Genomic DNA, 15,107 nt, shown 5'->3' on the forward strand with positions numbered 1-15,107 from the left:
CCATGCTCGACCTGAAGCTCACCGGTGCCCGCGTCCGCACCGTCGACGACGCCCACCCCCGGGCCCACACCCTCGGCGTGCTGCACGGCCGGATCGTCGGCCTGGACGACACGGTCGCCGACCTGCCCGCCCGCACCACCGTCGACTGCCACGGCGCGACCGTCGTCCCCGGCTTCGGCGACGCCCACAACCACATGGCCTGGTTCGGCCAGTCCCTCGCCGAACTCGACCTGAGCGACGCCGACACCCCGGACGCCGTCCACGACGCCGTCGCCCGCCGCGCCGCCACCCTCCCCGCCGACGCCTGGATCGTCGGATCCGGCTACGACGACACCGTCCTGGGCGGCCACCCGCACCGCACGGCCCTCGACCGCGCCGGCGGCGGGCGGCCCGTCTGGCTCAAGCACCGCTCGGGCCACATGTGCGCCGTCAGCAGCGAGGTGCTGCGGCTGGCCGGCGTCCTGGCCGGCACCGCCGCCGAACCCGAAGGCGGCGTCGTCGTCCGCGACGCCTCCGGCGCCCCCACCGGGCTCCTCCAGGAGCGCGCCCAGTCCCTGGTGACCGGCCTCGTCCAGCCCTACCCGGTGGAGGAACTGGCCGACGCGATCGGCCGGGCGAGCGCCGTCTACGCCTCCGAGGGCCTCACCCACGTCACCGAGGCCGGCATCGGCCGCGGACTGATCGGCCGCAGCCCCGTCGAGGCCGCCGCCTACCAGCTCGCCCGCGAGCGGGGCACCCTGGCCACCCGCGTCGAGCTGATGGTCGCCGCCGACAACCTCCACCCCCTTCACGCGCACCCCGACGACGACATCACCGCCGGCATCGACCTCGGCCTGCGCACCGGATTCGGCGACGACCGACTCCGCCTGGGCCCCATGAAGATCTGGCTGGACGGCTCCCTCATCGGCCGCACCGCCGCCGTCACCGAACCGCTCTGCGGCCACGACCACACCGCCGGCGTCTACCAGGACGACCCCGAAGCGATGCGCGCCCTCGTCGTCGCCGCCCACCGCGCCGGCTGGCGGATCGCCGCCCACGCCATCGGGGACGCCGCCGTCGACCTCGCCCTCGACGCCCTCGACGAGGCCCACCGCGCCGCCCCCCGGCCCGGCGCCCGCCACCGCATCGAGCACTCCGGCGTCGTCCGACCCGACCAACTGCGCCGCTACGTCGACCTGGGGGTGACGCCCGTACCGCAGGCCCGCTTCCTGCACGCGGTCGGCGACACCATGGCCGAGGCGCTCGGCCCCGACCGCACCGGCTGGCTGTACCGCCACCGCTCCTTCCTCGACCACGGGCTGCGCGTCCCCGGCAGCTCCGACCGTCCGGTCGCCCCCGGCGCGCCGCTGCTGGGCATGCAGTCCATGGTCGAGCGGCTCAGCCGGGACGGCGCGGTCCTCGGCCCCGACGAGAGGGTCACCGCCGAGGTGGCCCTGCGCGCTTACACCCTCGACGCCGCCTGGGTCTCCCTCGACGAGGACCGGCGCGGCAGCCTCACCCCCGGCAAGCTCGCCGACCTCGTCCTGCTCTCCGACGACCCGGTCGAGACCGACGGCGGTCGCATCGGCGCCATCGACGTCCTGGCCACCTTCGTCTCCGGCGCGTGCGCGCACGGCGCCGAGGCGCTGGAGAAGACCGCCACCGTGACCGGCCCCCTCCCCACCACGGCCACCCCCCGACGACCGCACCCAAGGAGTCACCCATGAACGAACCGGCCAACGCCCTGACCTCCCCACCGGGCGGCCCGGACTCCCCGGGCGGCGACCGGTCGGTGGTGGTGTCCGAGAAGGACGCCGGACGCGTCGCCTTCGCGTCCTTCGTCGGCACGGCCCTGGAGTGGTACGACTACTTCCTCTTCGGCACCGCCGCCGCCATCGTCTTCAACCGGCTGTACTTCACCTCCCTCAACCCCACGGCCGCCACCCTCGCCGCCTTCGCCACCTTCGGCGTCGGCTTCGCGGCCCGCCCCGTGGGCGCCGTGGTCTTCGGCTGGTTGGGCGACCGCATCGGCCGCCGTCCCGCCCTGCTGATCACCGTGGTGATGATCGGCGCCGCCACCGGCCTCATCGGCCTGCTGCCCGGCTACGCCGCGATCGGTCTGGCCGCGCCGCTGCTGCTGGTCCTGCTGCGGCTGCTCCAGGGCATCGCGGTCGGCGGCGAGTGGGGCGGCGCCGTCACCCTGGCCGTGGAGCACGCGCCACCGGAGAAGCGCGGACGCTACGCCGCCCTGCCGCAGGTCGGCTCCCCCATCGGCACCCTGCTCTCCTCCGGCGCCTTCTCCCTGGTGCTGCTGCTCCCGGACGACTCCTTCGACGCCTGGGGCTGGCGCCTGCCGTTCCTGGCGGCCTTCCCCATGCTGCTCGTCGCCGTCTACATCCGCCGCAAGGTGGAGGAGTCGCCGCTCTTCGAGGAGCTGCTCAAGCAGGACGACCGCGCCAAGGTCCCGGCGCTGGACGTCTTCCGCACCGCCTGGCGCCGGCTGCTGGTCGCCATCACCTCGGCGCTGCTGGGCGTCGGCGGCTTCTACATCCTGACCACCTTCGTGATCAGCTACGGCGCCGACACCCTCGGAATGTCGCGGAGCCTGATGGTCAACGCCACCCTCGTCGCGGCCGTGGTCGAGATCGTGGTGATCCTGGTCATGGGCCGGGTGGCGGAGCGGCTCGGACCGGGACGCGTCACCGTCTGGGGCGGCGTGGGCAGCGCGCTGATCGCCTTCCCCGTCTTCTGGCTGATCGACACCGAGAACCCGGTGCTGGTCGTCCTCGCCGTCGCGTCCGGCATCGCCCTGCTCTCCGTGGCGTACGCCGTCTCCGGGGCCCTGCTCACCGAGCTGTTCCCGGCCAACCTCCGCTACAGCGGCGTGGCCCTGGCGTACAACCTCGCGGGCGCCCTCACCGGCTTCCTGCCCTTCGCCGCCACCGCCCTGCTGGACGTCAGCGGCGGCACCTCGTGGCCGGTGGCCCTGCTGCTGGCGGGCCTGTCCCTGCTCACCGCGTTCGGCGGCCTGCTGGGCGAGCGGATGCGGGTGCGGGACAACGTCACCACCACCTGACGCGCGTGCCCCGCGTGAGCGGGCCCCGCGGCCCGGTTCGGTCCGGGCCGCGGGGCCCGCTCACGCGCTCACCGCGCGCGTGACGTTCGGCCGACGTTCGGCGGCCCGCCCGTCAGGCGTCCAGGACCTGCCCGTCCCGACGCACCACCGGCGGTTCCACGGACCACGGGAAGTTGATCCAGCGATCCGTGTGCTTCCACACGTACTCGCACTTCACCAGCGACTGCGGCTTCTCGTAGACCACCGCGGAGCGGACCTCGGCCACGTGCTCGGAGCAGAACTCGTGCACCAGCTTCAGCGTCTTGCCGGTGTCGGCGACGTCGTCGGCGACCAGGACCTTCTTCTCGCTCAGGTCCACGACGTTGGGCACCGGCGGGAGCATCACCGGCATGTCGAGCGTCTCGCCCACGCCGGTGTAGAACTCCACGTTCATCACGTGCAGGTTCTTCACGTCGAGGGCGTAGCCGAGCCCGCCCGCGACGAACAGGCCGCCGCGCGCGATGGACAGGATCATGTCCGGCTCGTAACCGTCGTCCGCGACGGCCTGCGCCAGCTCCCGGATCGCCCGCCCGAACAGCTCGTAGCTCAGGTTCTCCCGCTCTTCGCCCGTGGCACCCATGCGCGTTCCTCTCCTCGCTCAGACCTGCGTGCGGTGGAAGTTCAGATAGGAGCGCGAGGGCGTCGGCCCGCGCTGCCCCTGGTACCGGGAGCCGTACCGGGCGGAGCCGTACGGGTGCTCGGCGGGCGAGGTCAGCCGGAACATGCACAGCTGGCCGATCTTCATCCCGGGCCAGAGCTTGATGGGCAGCGTCGCCACGTTCGACAGCTCCAGCGTCACGTGCCCGGAGAAGCCGGGGTCGATGAACCCGGCCGTGGAGTGCGTCAACAGGCCCAGCCGCCCCAGCGAGCTCTTGCCCTCCAGCCGGGAGGCGATGTCGTCGGGCAGGGTGACGACCTCGTACGTCGAGGCCAGCACGAACTCGCCCGGGTGCAGGATGAACGGCTCGTCCCCCTCGGGCTCGACCAGTCGCGTCAGGTCGGGCTGCTCGGTGGCGGGGTCGATGTGGGGGTAGCGGTGGTTCTCGAAGACCCGGAAGAAGCGGTCCAGACGCACGTCGATGCTGGACGGCTGCACCATCGCCGGGTCGTACGGCTCGATCCTCACTCGCCCGGCGTCGACCTCGGCGCGGATGTCCTTGTCTGAGAGAAGCACGCACCGAGGGTACAGACCGCGGGCCCGGCGCCTGCGCACCGGGCCCGCACGGCCTCCTCCGTCCCGCCTGCCGCGCCACCCGGCGCGACCTGCGTCTCCGTACCGCTCAGCCTCTCGCGACTCCCGCGCCCGCGCCCCTCCGGGCCACCGGGACGGCGTGCCGCAGCCGCGCGCACCGCGGGCACCGCAGCAGCCGGCCGGGGCCGATCCGGGTGGTGCCGAGGTTCTGCATCGGGAACGTCGACGTGCTGAACACGTGCCCCTCGGCACATTGAACGACGGTGGACTCCATCGCCTGCCTCTCCCCAGTACGTGAACGACAAAAGCCACGTTAGGGGATGATCCGGCGGGGTCGGGCGGCGGCACTCCGCTTCCACCGTACGCCCCAACTCCCTTCCCCCGCTTCCCCGTGACGCGCCCGCCATGCGAGTTCGGCCGGCCGAACGGACACCCGCACGGGAACGACGAAAAGACCCCGCGGCTGTGCGCCGGGGGTCCGGGATGGGGTACAGTGTGCGTCGATGAGCGACGTGATCGTTCGCTCCTCGCGGGCGTAGTTTAATGGTAGAACATGAGCTTCCCAAGCTCAGAGCGCGGGTTCGATTCCCGTCGCCCGCTCCAGCGGAAAGCCCCGGGTCGTCGGCCCGGGGCTTCCTCGTTCTCCGGTCCCGGCCCCGTGGCGACGGGGCCGGGACCGAGGCCGGGACCGGCGGTGGTCAGCGCAGGGCGCCGAGTTCGCGCCAGTCCTCGAAGTCGAGGTTCCAGTCGCCGTAGCCGTTGCCGACGGCCACCGTTCCCCGCGTCGATCCGGTGACCTCGATGATGTCCCCGGGCACGGACCGGTCGTAGAACCACTTGCCGTCCGTGGTGGACATCCCCACGCAGCCGTGGCTGGTGTTGACCCGCCCGAAGTAGCCCTTGCCCTCGTTCCACGGAGCGGCGTGGGTGTAGGTGCCGGAGGTCGTCATGTGGACCGCCCACGGCACCTGTAGGTCGTAGTGGTCGTCGATGCCGACCGACGCGGAGGTCATGCGGACCATGGCCTGCTTGCGCAGGACGACCATCGTGCCGTTCCAGGTCGGGTACTCGGGGGAGCCGCCGGATATGGGGATGGTGCGGACCACCTCGCCGTCCTCGGAGACCGTCATCGTGTGCCGCTCCAGGTCCACCGTGGAGATCCGGGCGACTCCCGTGGTGAAGGTGGTGGTGACGTCCCGGCGCAGGTGGCGTCCGCCGCCGGTGTCCACGCCGCTGAGTTCGGCGCGCAGTGTCACCTCGGTGCCCTTCGGCCAGTACTCCTTCGGTCGCCAGTCCACCCGCTCGACGCCCGTCAGCGGGTCGCGGGTCCAGCCCCAGGCGCCCTCCACCTTCGGGGTGGTGGTGACCGACAGGCGCTTCTCGACGGCCGCCTTGTCCTCGACGGGTTCGTCGAAGGCGATCGACACCGGCTGCCCGGCGCCGACGACCGCGCCGTCGACGGGCGTGACGTTGACGCCGTTGACGCGTTCGGCGTCCCTGGTGCGGAAGGTGCTCTCGGTCCGGGTCGTGGCCCCGGCCGCGTTGGTGGCGGTGGCCTCGACGACGTAGCGGGTGCCGGGCGTCATCGTGCGGTCGGACCGCCAGGTGCGCCCGCCGTCGCCCAGCACCCCGGTGACCTCGACGCCCTCGCCCTCGTCGGGCCTGACCCGGACGGACCCCAACTTCCCGTGGACGACCGTGACCTCCACGGTGCGCCCGGGGTCCACGGGGTCCTTCTCCTCGTCGGCGGGCGAGACGGTGATGTCGGCGCGGACGGCCACGGTGGCGTCCGGTCTCCCGTCTCCCCCGTTCCCCGCCTCTCCCGTTCCGACGGACTGGCAGCCGGCCAGCAGCACGGTGCTCACGAGCGAAGCCGCCAGGGCACGCGCACCGCGCCTGGAGCACATGGTGGTCAATGGGTTCCTTCCACGGGAGAGGAGGGCGACGAGGACGACGCGGGCGCGGGCGGTCGCGGGGGCGCCGACGGCACCCGGGCGGGGTCCCGCCCTCCCTTGAGGAGTGTTCCGGGCGCGGGGTGGTTCGTCCGGGCCGGCACGTTCCGGTGGAGGATCGTGCCGGCCCGGGGCGGGTCAGCGGTGGAGCTTGGCCACCGCGGTGCGGGTGGTGTTCTCGAAGTCGCCCAACGGGGCGTCCGCCAGGTCGCCCATCTGCCCCCACTGGACGTAGGTGACGGTGCGTCCGTCGCGGCCCACGGAGAACAGGGCGATGTCGGTGATGCCCACCTCGTGGTCCTCGGTGTCCAGGCTGTAGACGTGGGCGCCCTCCTCCACCGCCAGCCTGCCGTGGTAGACGCCGCTCGCCTCCGTCGTGGGGTACTGCCGTTCGACGCGGTCGGCGCAGGTGGCGAGGGACCGGCGCAGGCGGGTGACGAGTTCGGCGGCCCGGGTGGTGGAGGCGGCGACCGTGGTGATCTGCAGGCCGCCGGTGTCCAGTTCGGTGCGGAAGGCGCGGTGGCCGGTGCGCCGGTCCGGGAAGACGCCCTCAGCGCAGGGCGCGTCCGTCTCCGGCAGTCCCTTCACGACCGGTCCGGCCGTCCACGGGGTGGCGGACGGCGGCATCTGCGCGGCGTCGAGGTAGGCCGGTTCGGCCGTGGCGGCGGCCGGGGTCGCGGCGACCGACCCTACCCCGATGGCGGTGAGGGCTGCGGTGAGCGTGGCGGTGAGCGCGGTGGTGAGCGTGGTGCGGAACGTACGCATGCGCGGTTCCCCCTTGTGGTGGTCGGTGAGGACGTCGAACAGCTTGGGCGGACGGCGGGGACCGGGACAACGCGAACGCGCCCCTGTGGGACGGTGGAACCATTCCACCCCCTCTGACGTGGGACTGTGTGGAAGGGGTGGAACACGGACCCGGGACAGGACGGGGCGGACGGATGGCGCCGAAGGAAGCCGAGGTCGAGCGCTTCGCGGAGCAGGTGCGTGCGCTCAAGGAGCGTTCCGGGCGCAGCTACGGGGCTCTGGCACGGCGGTTGGGCGTGAGTGCCTCGACGCTGCACCGGTACGGCTCGGGCGAGGCGGTGCCGTCGGGGTTCGCTCCGGTCGAGCGGCTGGCACGGCTGTGCGGGGCCTCGCCGCAGGAGGTGCTCCGGTTGCACCGGCTGTGGATCCTGGCGGACGCGGCCCGGCGTCCGCGGACCGCCGCGCCGGCCGCCCCACCGCCCCGGGAACCGGCGGAGCGGGAGCGGACGCCCGATCCGGTGCCCGCCGCGGAGCCCGAGCCCGAACCCGAGTCCGTGCCCGAGCCGGCGCCCGCCGTCGGGCCCGAGCCCACGGGCGCGGACGCCGTTCCCGGGCGTCGCGCGTCCCGTCCGCGCCGGGCGGTCCTCCTCGCGGCCGTCGTCACCATCGTCGCCGTCGCCGTCACCGCCGTCGTCACCGTCGCCGTCACCGGGTCGTCCGCGCCGGGTTCCCCCGGTTCCGGTACCGGAGGCTCCGCCGCGTCCCCGTCCGGCGACACGGCGGAGGCACCGCTGGTCTGGACCGTCGACTCCGACGTCTGGCAGAGCGGGTGCGACCACGACTACCTGATCGACCGTGAGCCGGAGCAGGTCCCTCCACCGCCGGTGGAGCAGGACGCCGGGCCGTGGGCGCGTTCCCTGGGGGCGCTGGACGGCGGGAACACCACCGTGCGCGTCTCCCTCCAGGGCACGTCCGGGAGACCCGTGGTGGTGGAGGCGCTGCACGTGCGGGTCACCGAACGCGCGGCGCCCGTCGGGTGGAACGCCTACCGGATGAGCCAGGGGTGCGGCGGCGCGCTCAGTCCGCGCCACTTCGACGTGGACCTCGACGCGCCCCGCCCCGTCGCCCGTTCCGTCGCGGGCTTCGACGGCATGGCCGGGGAGCGGATTCCCGCCGTCTCCTTCCCCTACACCGTGACGGCCACGGACCCCGAGGTGCTGCTGGTCTCCGCCCGGACGACCGACTGCGACTGTCGCTGGTACCTGGAGCTGGAGTGGAGCGGTGGGGGGCGGTCGGGCACGGTCGAGATCACCGACGACGGGCGCCCGTTCCGCACCAGCGGCATCGGGGGAGCGCCGGTCCACCAGTACGCGGACGCCGAGGGCCGCTGGACCGTCGGACAGGGGTGAGGCGGGCGCCCTTCGGGGCACCGTCGGATGCCGGCGGGTGCCGGCGGGCCGAGTTCGATCATGGCCGAATCCGTCGTTGTCCGGCGGTGGGGAAGGCGGGAATCGTGTCTCCCGTGTCAACTCTTCCGGACCCGACCGTCGTCCACCCCCTGCCCGACCACCACCGGGTGGTCCTGCTCAAGCCCCTGGTGACCGATCCGCGCATCGTGGTCGGCGAGTTCACGTACTACGACGACCCGGACGACGCCGAGGAGTTCGAGCGGCGCAACGTCCTGTACGCCTACGGCCCCGAGCGGCTGGTCATCGGAAAGTACTGCGCCATCGCCACCGGGACCCGTTTCATCATGGCGGGCGCCGAGCACCCCAAGCTCGGGGTGTCCACCTTCCCGTTCACCATCTTCGGCGGCGCCTGGGCCGAGCGGACGCTCGACATCATGACGTCCCTGCCCAGCCGGGGCGACACGGTCGTGGGCAACGACGTGTGGTTCGGCCACGGCGCCACGGTCATGCCGGGCGTGACCATCGGCGACGGCGCGATCGTCGCCACCGGCGCCGTCGTCACCTCGGACGTGCCGCCGTACACGGTCGTCGGCGGGAATCCGGCCCGCCCGGTCAAGCGGCGGTACGACGAGGCGGACGTGGCACGGCTGTTGCGCGCCGCCTGGTGGGACTGGCCGGTCGAGACGGTCGCCGAGCACGTCCGCACGATCATGACCGGGACGCCGGCGGAGATCGAGGCCATCGCCGACGGGCTGCCGGGCCGGGCCGGTTGACGGCGGTCGCGGCGAAGGACGAGAGAGGAACCACCTCGTGACGGAGACTCCCGCGCCGCCCTTCGATCCGGGGGCGGAGTTCGACCGGCAGGTCCGCGACCTGATCGGTCTCGGCCATCCGAAGGCGGCCGGCCTCGACGACGAGCGCTTCGCGGACCGGCCGGCGAGCGGCGGACGGCTGATCGGAACGGCTTCGTCCGGGCTCCTGACGGCCGGTGTCGGTGGTGCCGGGTAGGTTGTGGGAAACCGCACGGTTGTCGACCGGGAGGCAGGGCATGGCGCTGTTCGGGAACGCACACACGGTCGATCCGGCCGCGGCGCAGCAGGAGTACGCGCGGCTGCTGGGCCAGGGGGAGCAGGTGCGCGCCGCGTACCTGCTGATACGCGACACCATCCTCTTCACCGACCGCCGGCTGATCCTCGTCGACAAACAGGGGATCACGGGCAAGAAGGTGGAGTACCACTCCGTCCCGTACCGGAGCATCACGCACTTCTCGGTGGAGACGGCCGGGACTTTCGACCTCGACGCGGAGTTGAAGATCTGGATCTCCGGCAGCCCGACACCGATCCAGAAGACCTTCACCAAGGGCGTGGACATCTACGAGGTGCAGGCCATCCTGACGCGGTTCGTCACCGGGTAGGCGGAACCGACGGGCCGGCGGACCGGTGGGGCCGGCGGGTCAGCGGGGCAGCAGTGCCACCATCAGGACCAGGGAGCACAGCAGCGCGGCGGCGAGAGCGACCGTCGTGACCTGCCGGATCCGTCGCCGGGAGGCGACCGGGACGACCCTGAGCCGCGTGGGGTCGGGGAAGACGTAGAAGACCTGGTCGGGGTGGGTGACGACATCGACCCGCACCAGGGGCAGGTGATCGAGTTCCACGCGTCTGGCCACCTCCCCCGGCCGGTCCTCCAACAGGGGCTCGACGGCCGCGCGGTGCTCGGGCGCGAGGTCGTCGGGCAGCGGGTCGTCGGCCGCGAGGACGGCGTGCCGCCAGTCGCCCCGCCTCCTGGCCCGGCGGCGGACGCGGAGCGGCAGGCGTTCCTCGGGCAGTCGGATCTCCTCGTGGTGGGGCGAGTCCTCGACGACGCCCCGCGTCCAGGTGGTCCGCACGCCCTTCCCACCGCAGGTCTCGTGGTCGGTCTTCCCCGAGCCGTCGCAGTCCGGGCAGGGCTGGGAGCCCTTGCCCCGGCAGTCCGCGCAGACCGTGCGGCCGTGGCCCCGGCCCCGGCAGTCGGGGCAGGCGGAGGCGGGCGCGTCGCACAGGGCGCAGTCGGCGCGGGGCACGCCCGTGGCGTCCGCGCTCCTCGGGAGCCGCGCCGCGGTCCTGGTCCTGCCGTCGCGTCGCAGACCGCTGCCCCCGCACTCGGCGCAGCTCTCCCGCCCGCGGCAGGCGGCGCACCGCATCCACGGCTCGCAGGAGATTCGTCCACGCCCCGCGCACACCGAGCAGGGGACCTTGCCGTTGCCGCAGAAGCAGCCGTGCCGGCGCACCGAGCCGTCGAGGAGCAGCTCCCGCACCCGGTGGACACGGGGGTCGCTCGGCGGGGGCACAAGGTGGCCGTCCAGGTCCTCGTAGACGGGCAGGTGGGAGAGGTCGGGCTGCCCGTTCTCCTCGACGGCCGCCTCCCGGCGCCTCCGGAGGGAGCGGGTGACGCGGCAGTCGAGGACGGGGCACCGGGTGATCCTCACGGCGCCCAGCGCGCGCAGGTCCGCCACACCGCCGCGCGCCTCGATCAGCCGCCCGACGGCCGCCAGGACGTCCCCGTCGGTCGGCTCTCCGGTCGGTTGCTCCCAGGTGCGTTGCCCGGCCATGTCCAACACCCCCTGCCGCAGGCGCCCGCGACCGGTGCTCCGGCTCCGGTGCGCGGTTGGTTGCCGCACTGTAGTGGGACCTTCCGCCCTTCGGGGCCGGAACGGCACGAACCGGTTCCGATGAAACGTTTCTCCGCTCCGCCGTCCCACGGATGGACGGCATCCGGTGGACGGTCACCTCGCGCTCCGGTCACCGGGGGACGCCTGGCGCCGCAGCGCGGACTTGACCGTGTCGACCACCAGCCGGACCGCGACGCCCAGGAGCAGCAGCCCACCCGTCATCTGCACCATCACGATCACGCGCGCGGGCTGGGACCGGGCGGTGATGTCGCCGTACCCGACGGTGCTGAAGGTGGTGAGCGCGAAGTACAGCGCGTCGGTGCGGGTGAGGGGCTCGTTGAAGCTGCCCGGTTCGGCGCGTTCCAGGAGGTGGTAGGCGGTGGCGAAGAGCAGCAGGAACAGCAGCAGGACGCTCACCAGCGCCTCGGCGGCCCGCAGCATCGGGCGCGGGGAGCGCTCGATCTCGTGGATCTCCCAGAGGAAGAGGACGAGGATTCCGGCCGTCCCCAGGACGAGGATGACCGCCGTGCCCCCGGTGAACTCCCGGTCCGACGGCAGCAGGTAGTACGCGGTGAGGAACACCGTCGCGGTCAGGAGCGGGCGCAGCAGCGCGAGGGCGGACGGGAGCCCCCGGACGGTGCGGAGCCGCGAGGCGGGATCCGTGGGCGGTGCCGGGTCGGAGTCGGGGCCGGGGCCGGGGCTGGGGCCGGAGTCGGGGCCGGGCGGCGACGGTGGCGGTGGCGGTGGCGGCACGCGTCCTCCTCCCTCCCGCCGTCCGGTCGGTCGGCCCGCCGGGACCGGCCGGTGGACGGATGCCGGGGCGGGCGCGGCAGGACGGCTTCCCCGGGACGGGGCCGGACCGGCCGGCCGGCGGGGCGAACCACCCGAACGGCCGGCCCGTGCGCCCCGGTCGGGGGAGAGGGCCACGGGGGAGGCATCACCCTCGTGCCCGAGCGTTCCCCGCCCGTGGTGCCGTCCGGGCCACTGGGCGCCCACAAGTCCGTGGCGGAGCCGGTGGCCGGGCCGGCTCACGGCCGGACGACGACGGTCCAGCCGGGGTTGTAGGTGTCCGGCACGGTGTGCGCGGGCCAGTCGCGCGCCCACTCGGGGGGCTTCGCGTCGCGCGTCACCACGGCGTCGGCCCGCCTGCGGTTCCCGGGGCCGGCCGAGGAGCAGCCCGCCGTGTGGGCGACGGGGATCGTCGCGCTGTTGCCCGTGATCAGGCACGGTGCGCGTACTCCCGCCTCGTGCAGGACCGTCGCGATCCGCCGCCAGTCCTCCCGCGCCCGCTCCTGGATGCCGGCGTGGGCGTGCGCCAGGGTGAGCTGGACGGCCAGGTGACCCGCCAGTGCCACGACGAGGACGACGGCGACCGTGCGCGAGCGACGGGCCCGGTCCGCGGCGGCGAGCAGTCCGAGCCCGGCGGGGACGGCGAGCAGCGCGTAGGCGGGCAGCAGGAAGCGCGGCGCCGCGTAGGGAACGAGGAAGAGGTACTGCGCCGCGGCGGCGAACGCCACGGCCACCGCCGTCCACAGGGGCACGCGGGAGGTGCCCGCGCGGCGCGCGGACCACAGGCCGAGCGCGACGAGCAACGACAACAGCAGCCACAGCTCCACCGCAGGCGGTCGCACACCGTCACCGTCGCACGGCCGGCACAGCAGCGGACCGTCCAGGGCGGTGAACTGGTGGACGAAGCCGAGGACGGGCCGCATGCCGCCCTGGGTGTCGCTCGCCTCCACCAGCCGTTCCCGCACCCCGCCGAACCGGAGGTACGCCTCGACGACCCACGGCAGCGCGCCCGCCGCCAGGCCGCCCGCCACGGCCGCGATCCGCACCCCGGCCCGGCCGCGCAGGGCGGGCACCGCGACGGTGGCCACCAGCAGCGCGACGGCGACGGCGGCGCCGTCGTTGGGTCGCATCAGCGTCACCACGGCCAGGCCCGCGATCACCCCGCCCCACCAGGGGCGGCGCCGCAGCAGACATCCCGTGGCGGCCAGCGTGCCCATCGCCGTGTAGTGGTTGGGCATGGCGGAGTTCGCGTAGAACAGGGCCGTCCACACGGTGCCGTACAGCCCCGCCGCCACCCGGACCGCCGACGGCCGCGCCGACACCTCCAGCCAGGGTCGGAACCCCAGGTAGAGCGTGGCGCCGAAGAGCAGCAGCAGCCAGCTGCGCAGCAGCGGCACCGAGTCGCTCCAGGAGGCGACGGGAGAGAGCAGCAGGGGGACGCCCCGGGTCCGCGGGGCGCTGAAGGGCGTGGCCGGTCCGTACGGGCCGAAGCGGGCGGCGTAGACGCGTTCGTCCCAGCCCAGGGGCAGGGTGAGCGGCACCAGGACGGCGGCCAGGACGGTCAGGGCCGCGCACCCGGCCGCCAGCCGGCGGGCGTCCCTCCGTGCGCTCCGCGTGCCGTGGGGGGCACCGCCGTCCGGGGGCGCGGGGGGAGGGGCACCGGACTTCGCGCCCGCCCGGTCGGGTATCGCCGAATCACCTGTCACGGCTTCCACCCGGCCTCCAGTCCGTCCGTCCGCCCTCGAACCCGTTCCCCTCGTTCCGTTCTAACAGCGGACCGTCCCCCGTGAGCCGGCATACACCGGCACGTCGGGCCGATCGTATGAATTACTCCCTCCGCGCTCGGTGCGGCCGTCGGTCGGGGCCGTCGAGGCGCCGGAACGCTCCCGCCGGCTCGGGCGGGTGGATATCGTGGCGCGGTCCGGAGAACACCGGTCCGCGGTCCGCCGTGGAGTCGGCCGCTCCGCCCAAGTCCCCGATTCTCGCGACGGAGCCCCGGAGCGTCCGATACGTACGATTTGAAGTACGCTACGGCAGCGTTGCCCTCCGAGTCGCCAGACCGGTTGCCAGGACACCCGCCGACGCTCTCGACCGGGTTCACGCAAGGAACGGAGTATGACGGTGGTGCGGATCGAGTTGGGCGCCGCGGTGGCTGTGGCACGGGAGATCTCCGAGGAGGTCCTGGCCCCGCTGGCGGCCGAGGTGGACGCCGAGCGGCGGTGGCCCGAGGAGGGGATCACCGCGCTCCGTTCCCGCCTGGGCGGTCTGGTGGTGCCCGAGCACTCCGGCGGCATGGGACACGGGCTGTCGGCGGTGGCGCAGGTCGGCGAGGTGACGGGCCGGGCGTGCGCGTCGACGTCGATCTGTTTCGGCATGCACCTGGTCGCCTCCGCCGTGATCGCCGCGAAGGCCGGTGAGCGGCAGCGCAAGCACTACCTGGAGCCCATCGCGGCCGGGGAGCACCTGACGACCCTGGCGCTGTCGGAGCCGGGGACCGGCGAGTTCTGGCTGCCGCGGACCCGCATGGAGCGCGCCGGCGAGGGCCGGCTGCGGCTGACCGGGACCAAGAGCTTCGTCACCAACGGCGGCCACGCCGACTCCTATGTGGTCTCCACCGTCGCCACCGATCCCGGAACGCCTCCCGGCCAGTTCTCCTGCACGGTCGTCGACGGCGCCACGCCCGGCCTGGAGTGGGGTCCGGGCTGGAACGGGTTCGGCATGCGCGGCAACTCCTCGCGCGGTGTGGAGCTGCCCGGGGTGGAGATCCCCGACTGGTGCCTGCTGGGCGAGGAGGGCGACGAGATCTGGTACGTGTTCAACGTCGTCGCCCCCTACTTCCTGCTCGCCATGGCCGGCACCTACCTGGGGATCGCCGCCGCGGCCCTGGAGGATGCCCGCGCCCACCTGCTGCGCCGCCGCGCGCGCGGCGGCGGCCGCTCCCTGAGCACCCAGCCCGTCGTCCAGCACCGGTTGGGCACGATGTGGGCCCGCGTGGAGCGCACCCGCCGGCTGATCCACCACGCCGCCGCGGCGGCGGAGAGCGGCTCGCCGGACGCGCTGCCCGCCCTGGCCTCGGCCAAGGCGGAGGTCGCCGAGGCCGCCGAGGCCACGGTCAACGACGCCCTGACCCTGGTCGGCGGTGTCGGCTACGGCGAGGAGTCCTCCCTGCACCGGATGCTGCGCGACGCCCGCGCCGCCCACGTGATGTCCCCGGTCACCGACCTGTTGCGGGTGTGGACGGGACGGGCCCTGCTGGACGAACCGCTGCTGGAGGGATGAC

Annotated in this window: 15 protein-coding genes and 1 tRNA gene; 8 read left to right on the top strand and 8 right to left on the bottom strand. The window is 73.8% G+C overall.

What is annotated here, in order from left to right:
* Window positions 1-2 precede the first annotated feature (2 nt).
* Window positions 3-1,706, top strand: a complete 1,704-nt coding sequence (locus F0L17_RS12195; protein WP_155071092.1) for an amidohydrolase — start codon at window positions 3-5, stop codon at window positions 1,704-1,706.
* Window positions 1,703-3,055 carry an MFS transporter gene (locus F0L17_RS12200; RefSeq protein WP_155071093.1) on the top strand — a complete coding sequence of 451 codons (1,353 nt, stop codon included), beginning with the start codon at window positions 1,703-1,705 and terminating at the stop codon, window positions 3,053-3,055. The genes F0L17_RS12195 and F0L17_RS12200 overlap by 4 nt, the downstream gene beginning before the upstream one ends.
* Window positions 3,056-3,167: 112 nt before the next feature.
* Here F0L17_RS12200 and F0L17_RS12205 read toward each other — a convergent pair whose 3' ends face one another.
* The 3 genes from F0L17_RS12205 to F0L17_RS12215 form a co-directional block, all read right to left on the bottom strand.
* A complete protein-coding gene (locus F0L17_RS12205; RefSeq protein ID WP_155071094.1) occupies window positions 3,168-3,674 on the bottom strand; it encodes a phosphoribosyltransferase in 507 nt (168 codons plus the stop codon).
* Window positions 3,675-3,692: 18 nt separating this feature from the next.
* A complete protein-coding gene (gene dcd / locus F0L17_RS12210; protein ID WP_162466106.1) occupies window positions 3,693-4,268 on the bottom strand; it encodes a dCTP deaminase in 576 nt (191 codons plus the stop codon).
* Window positions 4,269-4,374: 106 nt separating this feature from the next.
* Entirely contained in the window at window positions 4,375-4,560 is a 186-nt protein-coding gene (locus F0L17_RS12215; RefSeq protein WP_155071095.1) for a hypothetical protein, read from the bottom strand.
* Window positions 4,561-4,815: 255 nt separating this feature from the next.
* On the opposite strand from F0L17_RS12215, the gene F0L17_RS12220 reads away from it, so the two are divergent.
* Window positions 4,816-4,889 (top strand) — tRNA-Gly (locus F0L17_RS12220).
* 95 nt (window positions 4,890-4,984) lie between these two features.
* Here the strand turns inward: F0L17_RS12220 and F0L17_RS12225 are convergent.
* Window positions 4,985-6,151, bottom strand: coding sequence for an Ig-like domain-containing protein (locus tag F0L17_RS12225; protein WP_155071096.1), 1,167 nt, complete (start codon window positions 6,149-6,151; stop codon window positions 4,985-4,987).
* A 225-nt stretch (window positions 6,152-6,376) separates the two neighbouring features.
* A complete protein-coding gene (locus tag F0L17_RS12230; protein ID WP_155071097.1) occupies window positions 6,377-7,003 on the bottom strand; it encodes a hypothetical protein in 627 nt (208 codons plus the stop codon).
* A gap of 173 nt (window positions 7,004-7,176) precedes the next feature.
* Here F0L17_RS12230 and F0L17_RS12235 point away from each other — a divergent pair, with 173 nt between their 5' ends.
* From F0L17_RS12235 to F0L17_RS12250, 4 genes are all read left to right on the top strand, one after another.
* Entirely contained in the window at window positions 7,177-8,391 is a 1,215-nt protein-coding gene (locus tag F0L17_RS12235) for a helix-turn-helix domain-containing protein (RefSeq protein ID WP_155071098.1), read from the top strand.
* A 104-nt stretch (window positions 8,392-8,495) separates the two neighbouring features.
* Window positions 8,496-9,164: a CatB-related O-acetyltransferase gene (locus F0L17_RS12240; RefSeq protein WP_420802414.1), complete on the top strand. Its 669-nt coding sequence runs from the start codon at window positions 8,496-8,498 to the stop codon at window positions 9,162-9,164.
* 37 nt (window positions 9,165-9,201) lie between these two features.
* On the top strand, window positions 9,202-9,399 hold the full coding sequence (locus F0L17_RS12245) for a hypothetical protein (protein ID WP_155071099.1): 198 nt from the start codon (window positions 9,202-9,204) through the stop codon (window positions 9,397-9,399).
* A gap of 40 nt (window positions 9,400-9,439) precedes the next feature.
* A complete protein-coding gene (locus tag F0L17_RS12250) occupies window positions 9,440-9,805 on the top strand; it encodes a PH domain-containing protein (protein WP_155071100.1) in 366 nt (121 codons plus the stop codon).
* A 39-nt stretch (window positions 9,806-9,844) separates the two neighbouring features.
* Here the strand turns inward: F0L17_RS12250 and F0L17_RS12255 are convergent, their stop codons facing one another.
* From F0L17_RS12255 to F0L17_RS12265, 3 genes are all read right to left on the bottom strand, one after another.
* The gene (locus F0L17_RS12255) at window positions 9,845-10,978 is read right to left on the bottom strand and encodes a hypothetical protein (RefSeq protein WP_155071101.1); all 1,134 of its coding nucleotides are present in this window, start codon (window positions 10,976-10,978) and stop codon (window positions 9,845-9,847) included.
* 174 nt (window positions 10,979-11,152) lie between these two features.
* Complete coding sequence (locus tag F0L17_RS12260; protein WP_338018056.1) at window positions 11,153-11,791, bottom strand: potassium channel family protein; 639 nt, start codon at window positions 11,789-11,791, stop codon at window positions 11,153-11,155.
* Between the two features lie 275 nt (window positions 11,792-12,066).
* Window positions 12,067-13,533 (bottom strand): hypothetical protein, encoded by a 1,467-nt coding sequence (locus tag F0L17_RS12265; RefSeq protein ID WP_338018057.1) that lies wholly within the window; start codon window positions 13,531-13,533, stop codon window positions 12,067-12,069.
* A gap of 409 nt (window positions 13,534-13,942) precedes the next feature.
* Here F0L17_RS12265 and F0L17_RS12270 point away from each other — a divergent pair, with 409 nt between their 5' ends.
* The gene (locus tag F0L17_RS12270) at window positions 13,943-15,106 is read left to right on the top strand and encodes an acyl-CoA dehydrogenase family protein (protein ID WP_155071102.1); all 1,164 of its coding nucleotides are present in this window, start codon (window positions 13,943-13,945) and stop codon (window positions 15,104-15,106) included.
* The last annotated feature ends 1 nt before the right edge of the window (window position 15,107 follow it).

The organism is Streptomyces taklimakanensis (genome assembly GCF_009709575.1).
Classification (GTDB): domain Bacteria; phylum Actinomycetota; class Actinomycetes; order Streptomycetales; family Streptomycetaceae; genus Streptomyces; species Streptomyces taklimakanensis.

Excerpts from the sequence above, each read along its gene's own strand:
- F0L17_RS12200 (WP_155071093.1), top strand. The coding sequence starts at position 1,703 with ATGAACGAACCGGCCAACGCCCTGACCTCCCCACCGGGCGGCCCGGAC.
- F0L17_RS12255 (WP_155071101.1), bottom strand. The coding sequence starts at position 10,978 with ATGGCCGGGCAACGCACCTGGGAGCAACCGACCGGAGAGCCGACCGAC.
- F0L17_RS12235 (WP_155071098.1), top strand. The coding sequence starts at position 7,177 with ATGGCGCCGAAGGAAGCCGAGGTCGAGCGCTTCGCGGAGCAGGTGCGT.
- F0L17_RS12270 (WP_155071102.1), top strand. The coding sequence starts at position 13,943 with ATGACGGTGGTGCGGATCGAGTTGGGCGCCGCGGTGGCTGTGGCACGG.
- F0L17_RS12250 (WP_155071100.1), top strand. The coding sequence starts at position 9,440 with ATGGCGCTGTTCGGGAACGCACACACGGTCGATCCGGCCGCGGCGCAG.
- F0L17_RS12195 (WP_155071092.1), top strand. The coding sequence starts at position 3 with ATGCTCGACCTGAAGCTCACCGGTGCCCGCGTCCGCACCGTCGACGAC.
- F0L17_RS12230 (WP_155071097.1), bottom strand. The coding sequence starts at position 7,003 with ATGCGTACGTTCCGCACCACGCTCACCACCGCGCTCACCGCCACGCTC.
- F0L17_RS12215 (WP_155071095.1), bottom strand. The coding sequence starts at position 4,560 with ATGGAGTCCACCGTCGTTCAATGTGCCGAGGGGCACGTGTTCAGCACG.
- F0L17_RS12205 (WP_155071094.1), bottom strand. The coding sequence starts at position 3,674 with ATGGGTGCCACGGGCGAAGAGCGGGAGAACCTGAGCTACGAGCTGTTC.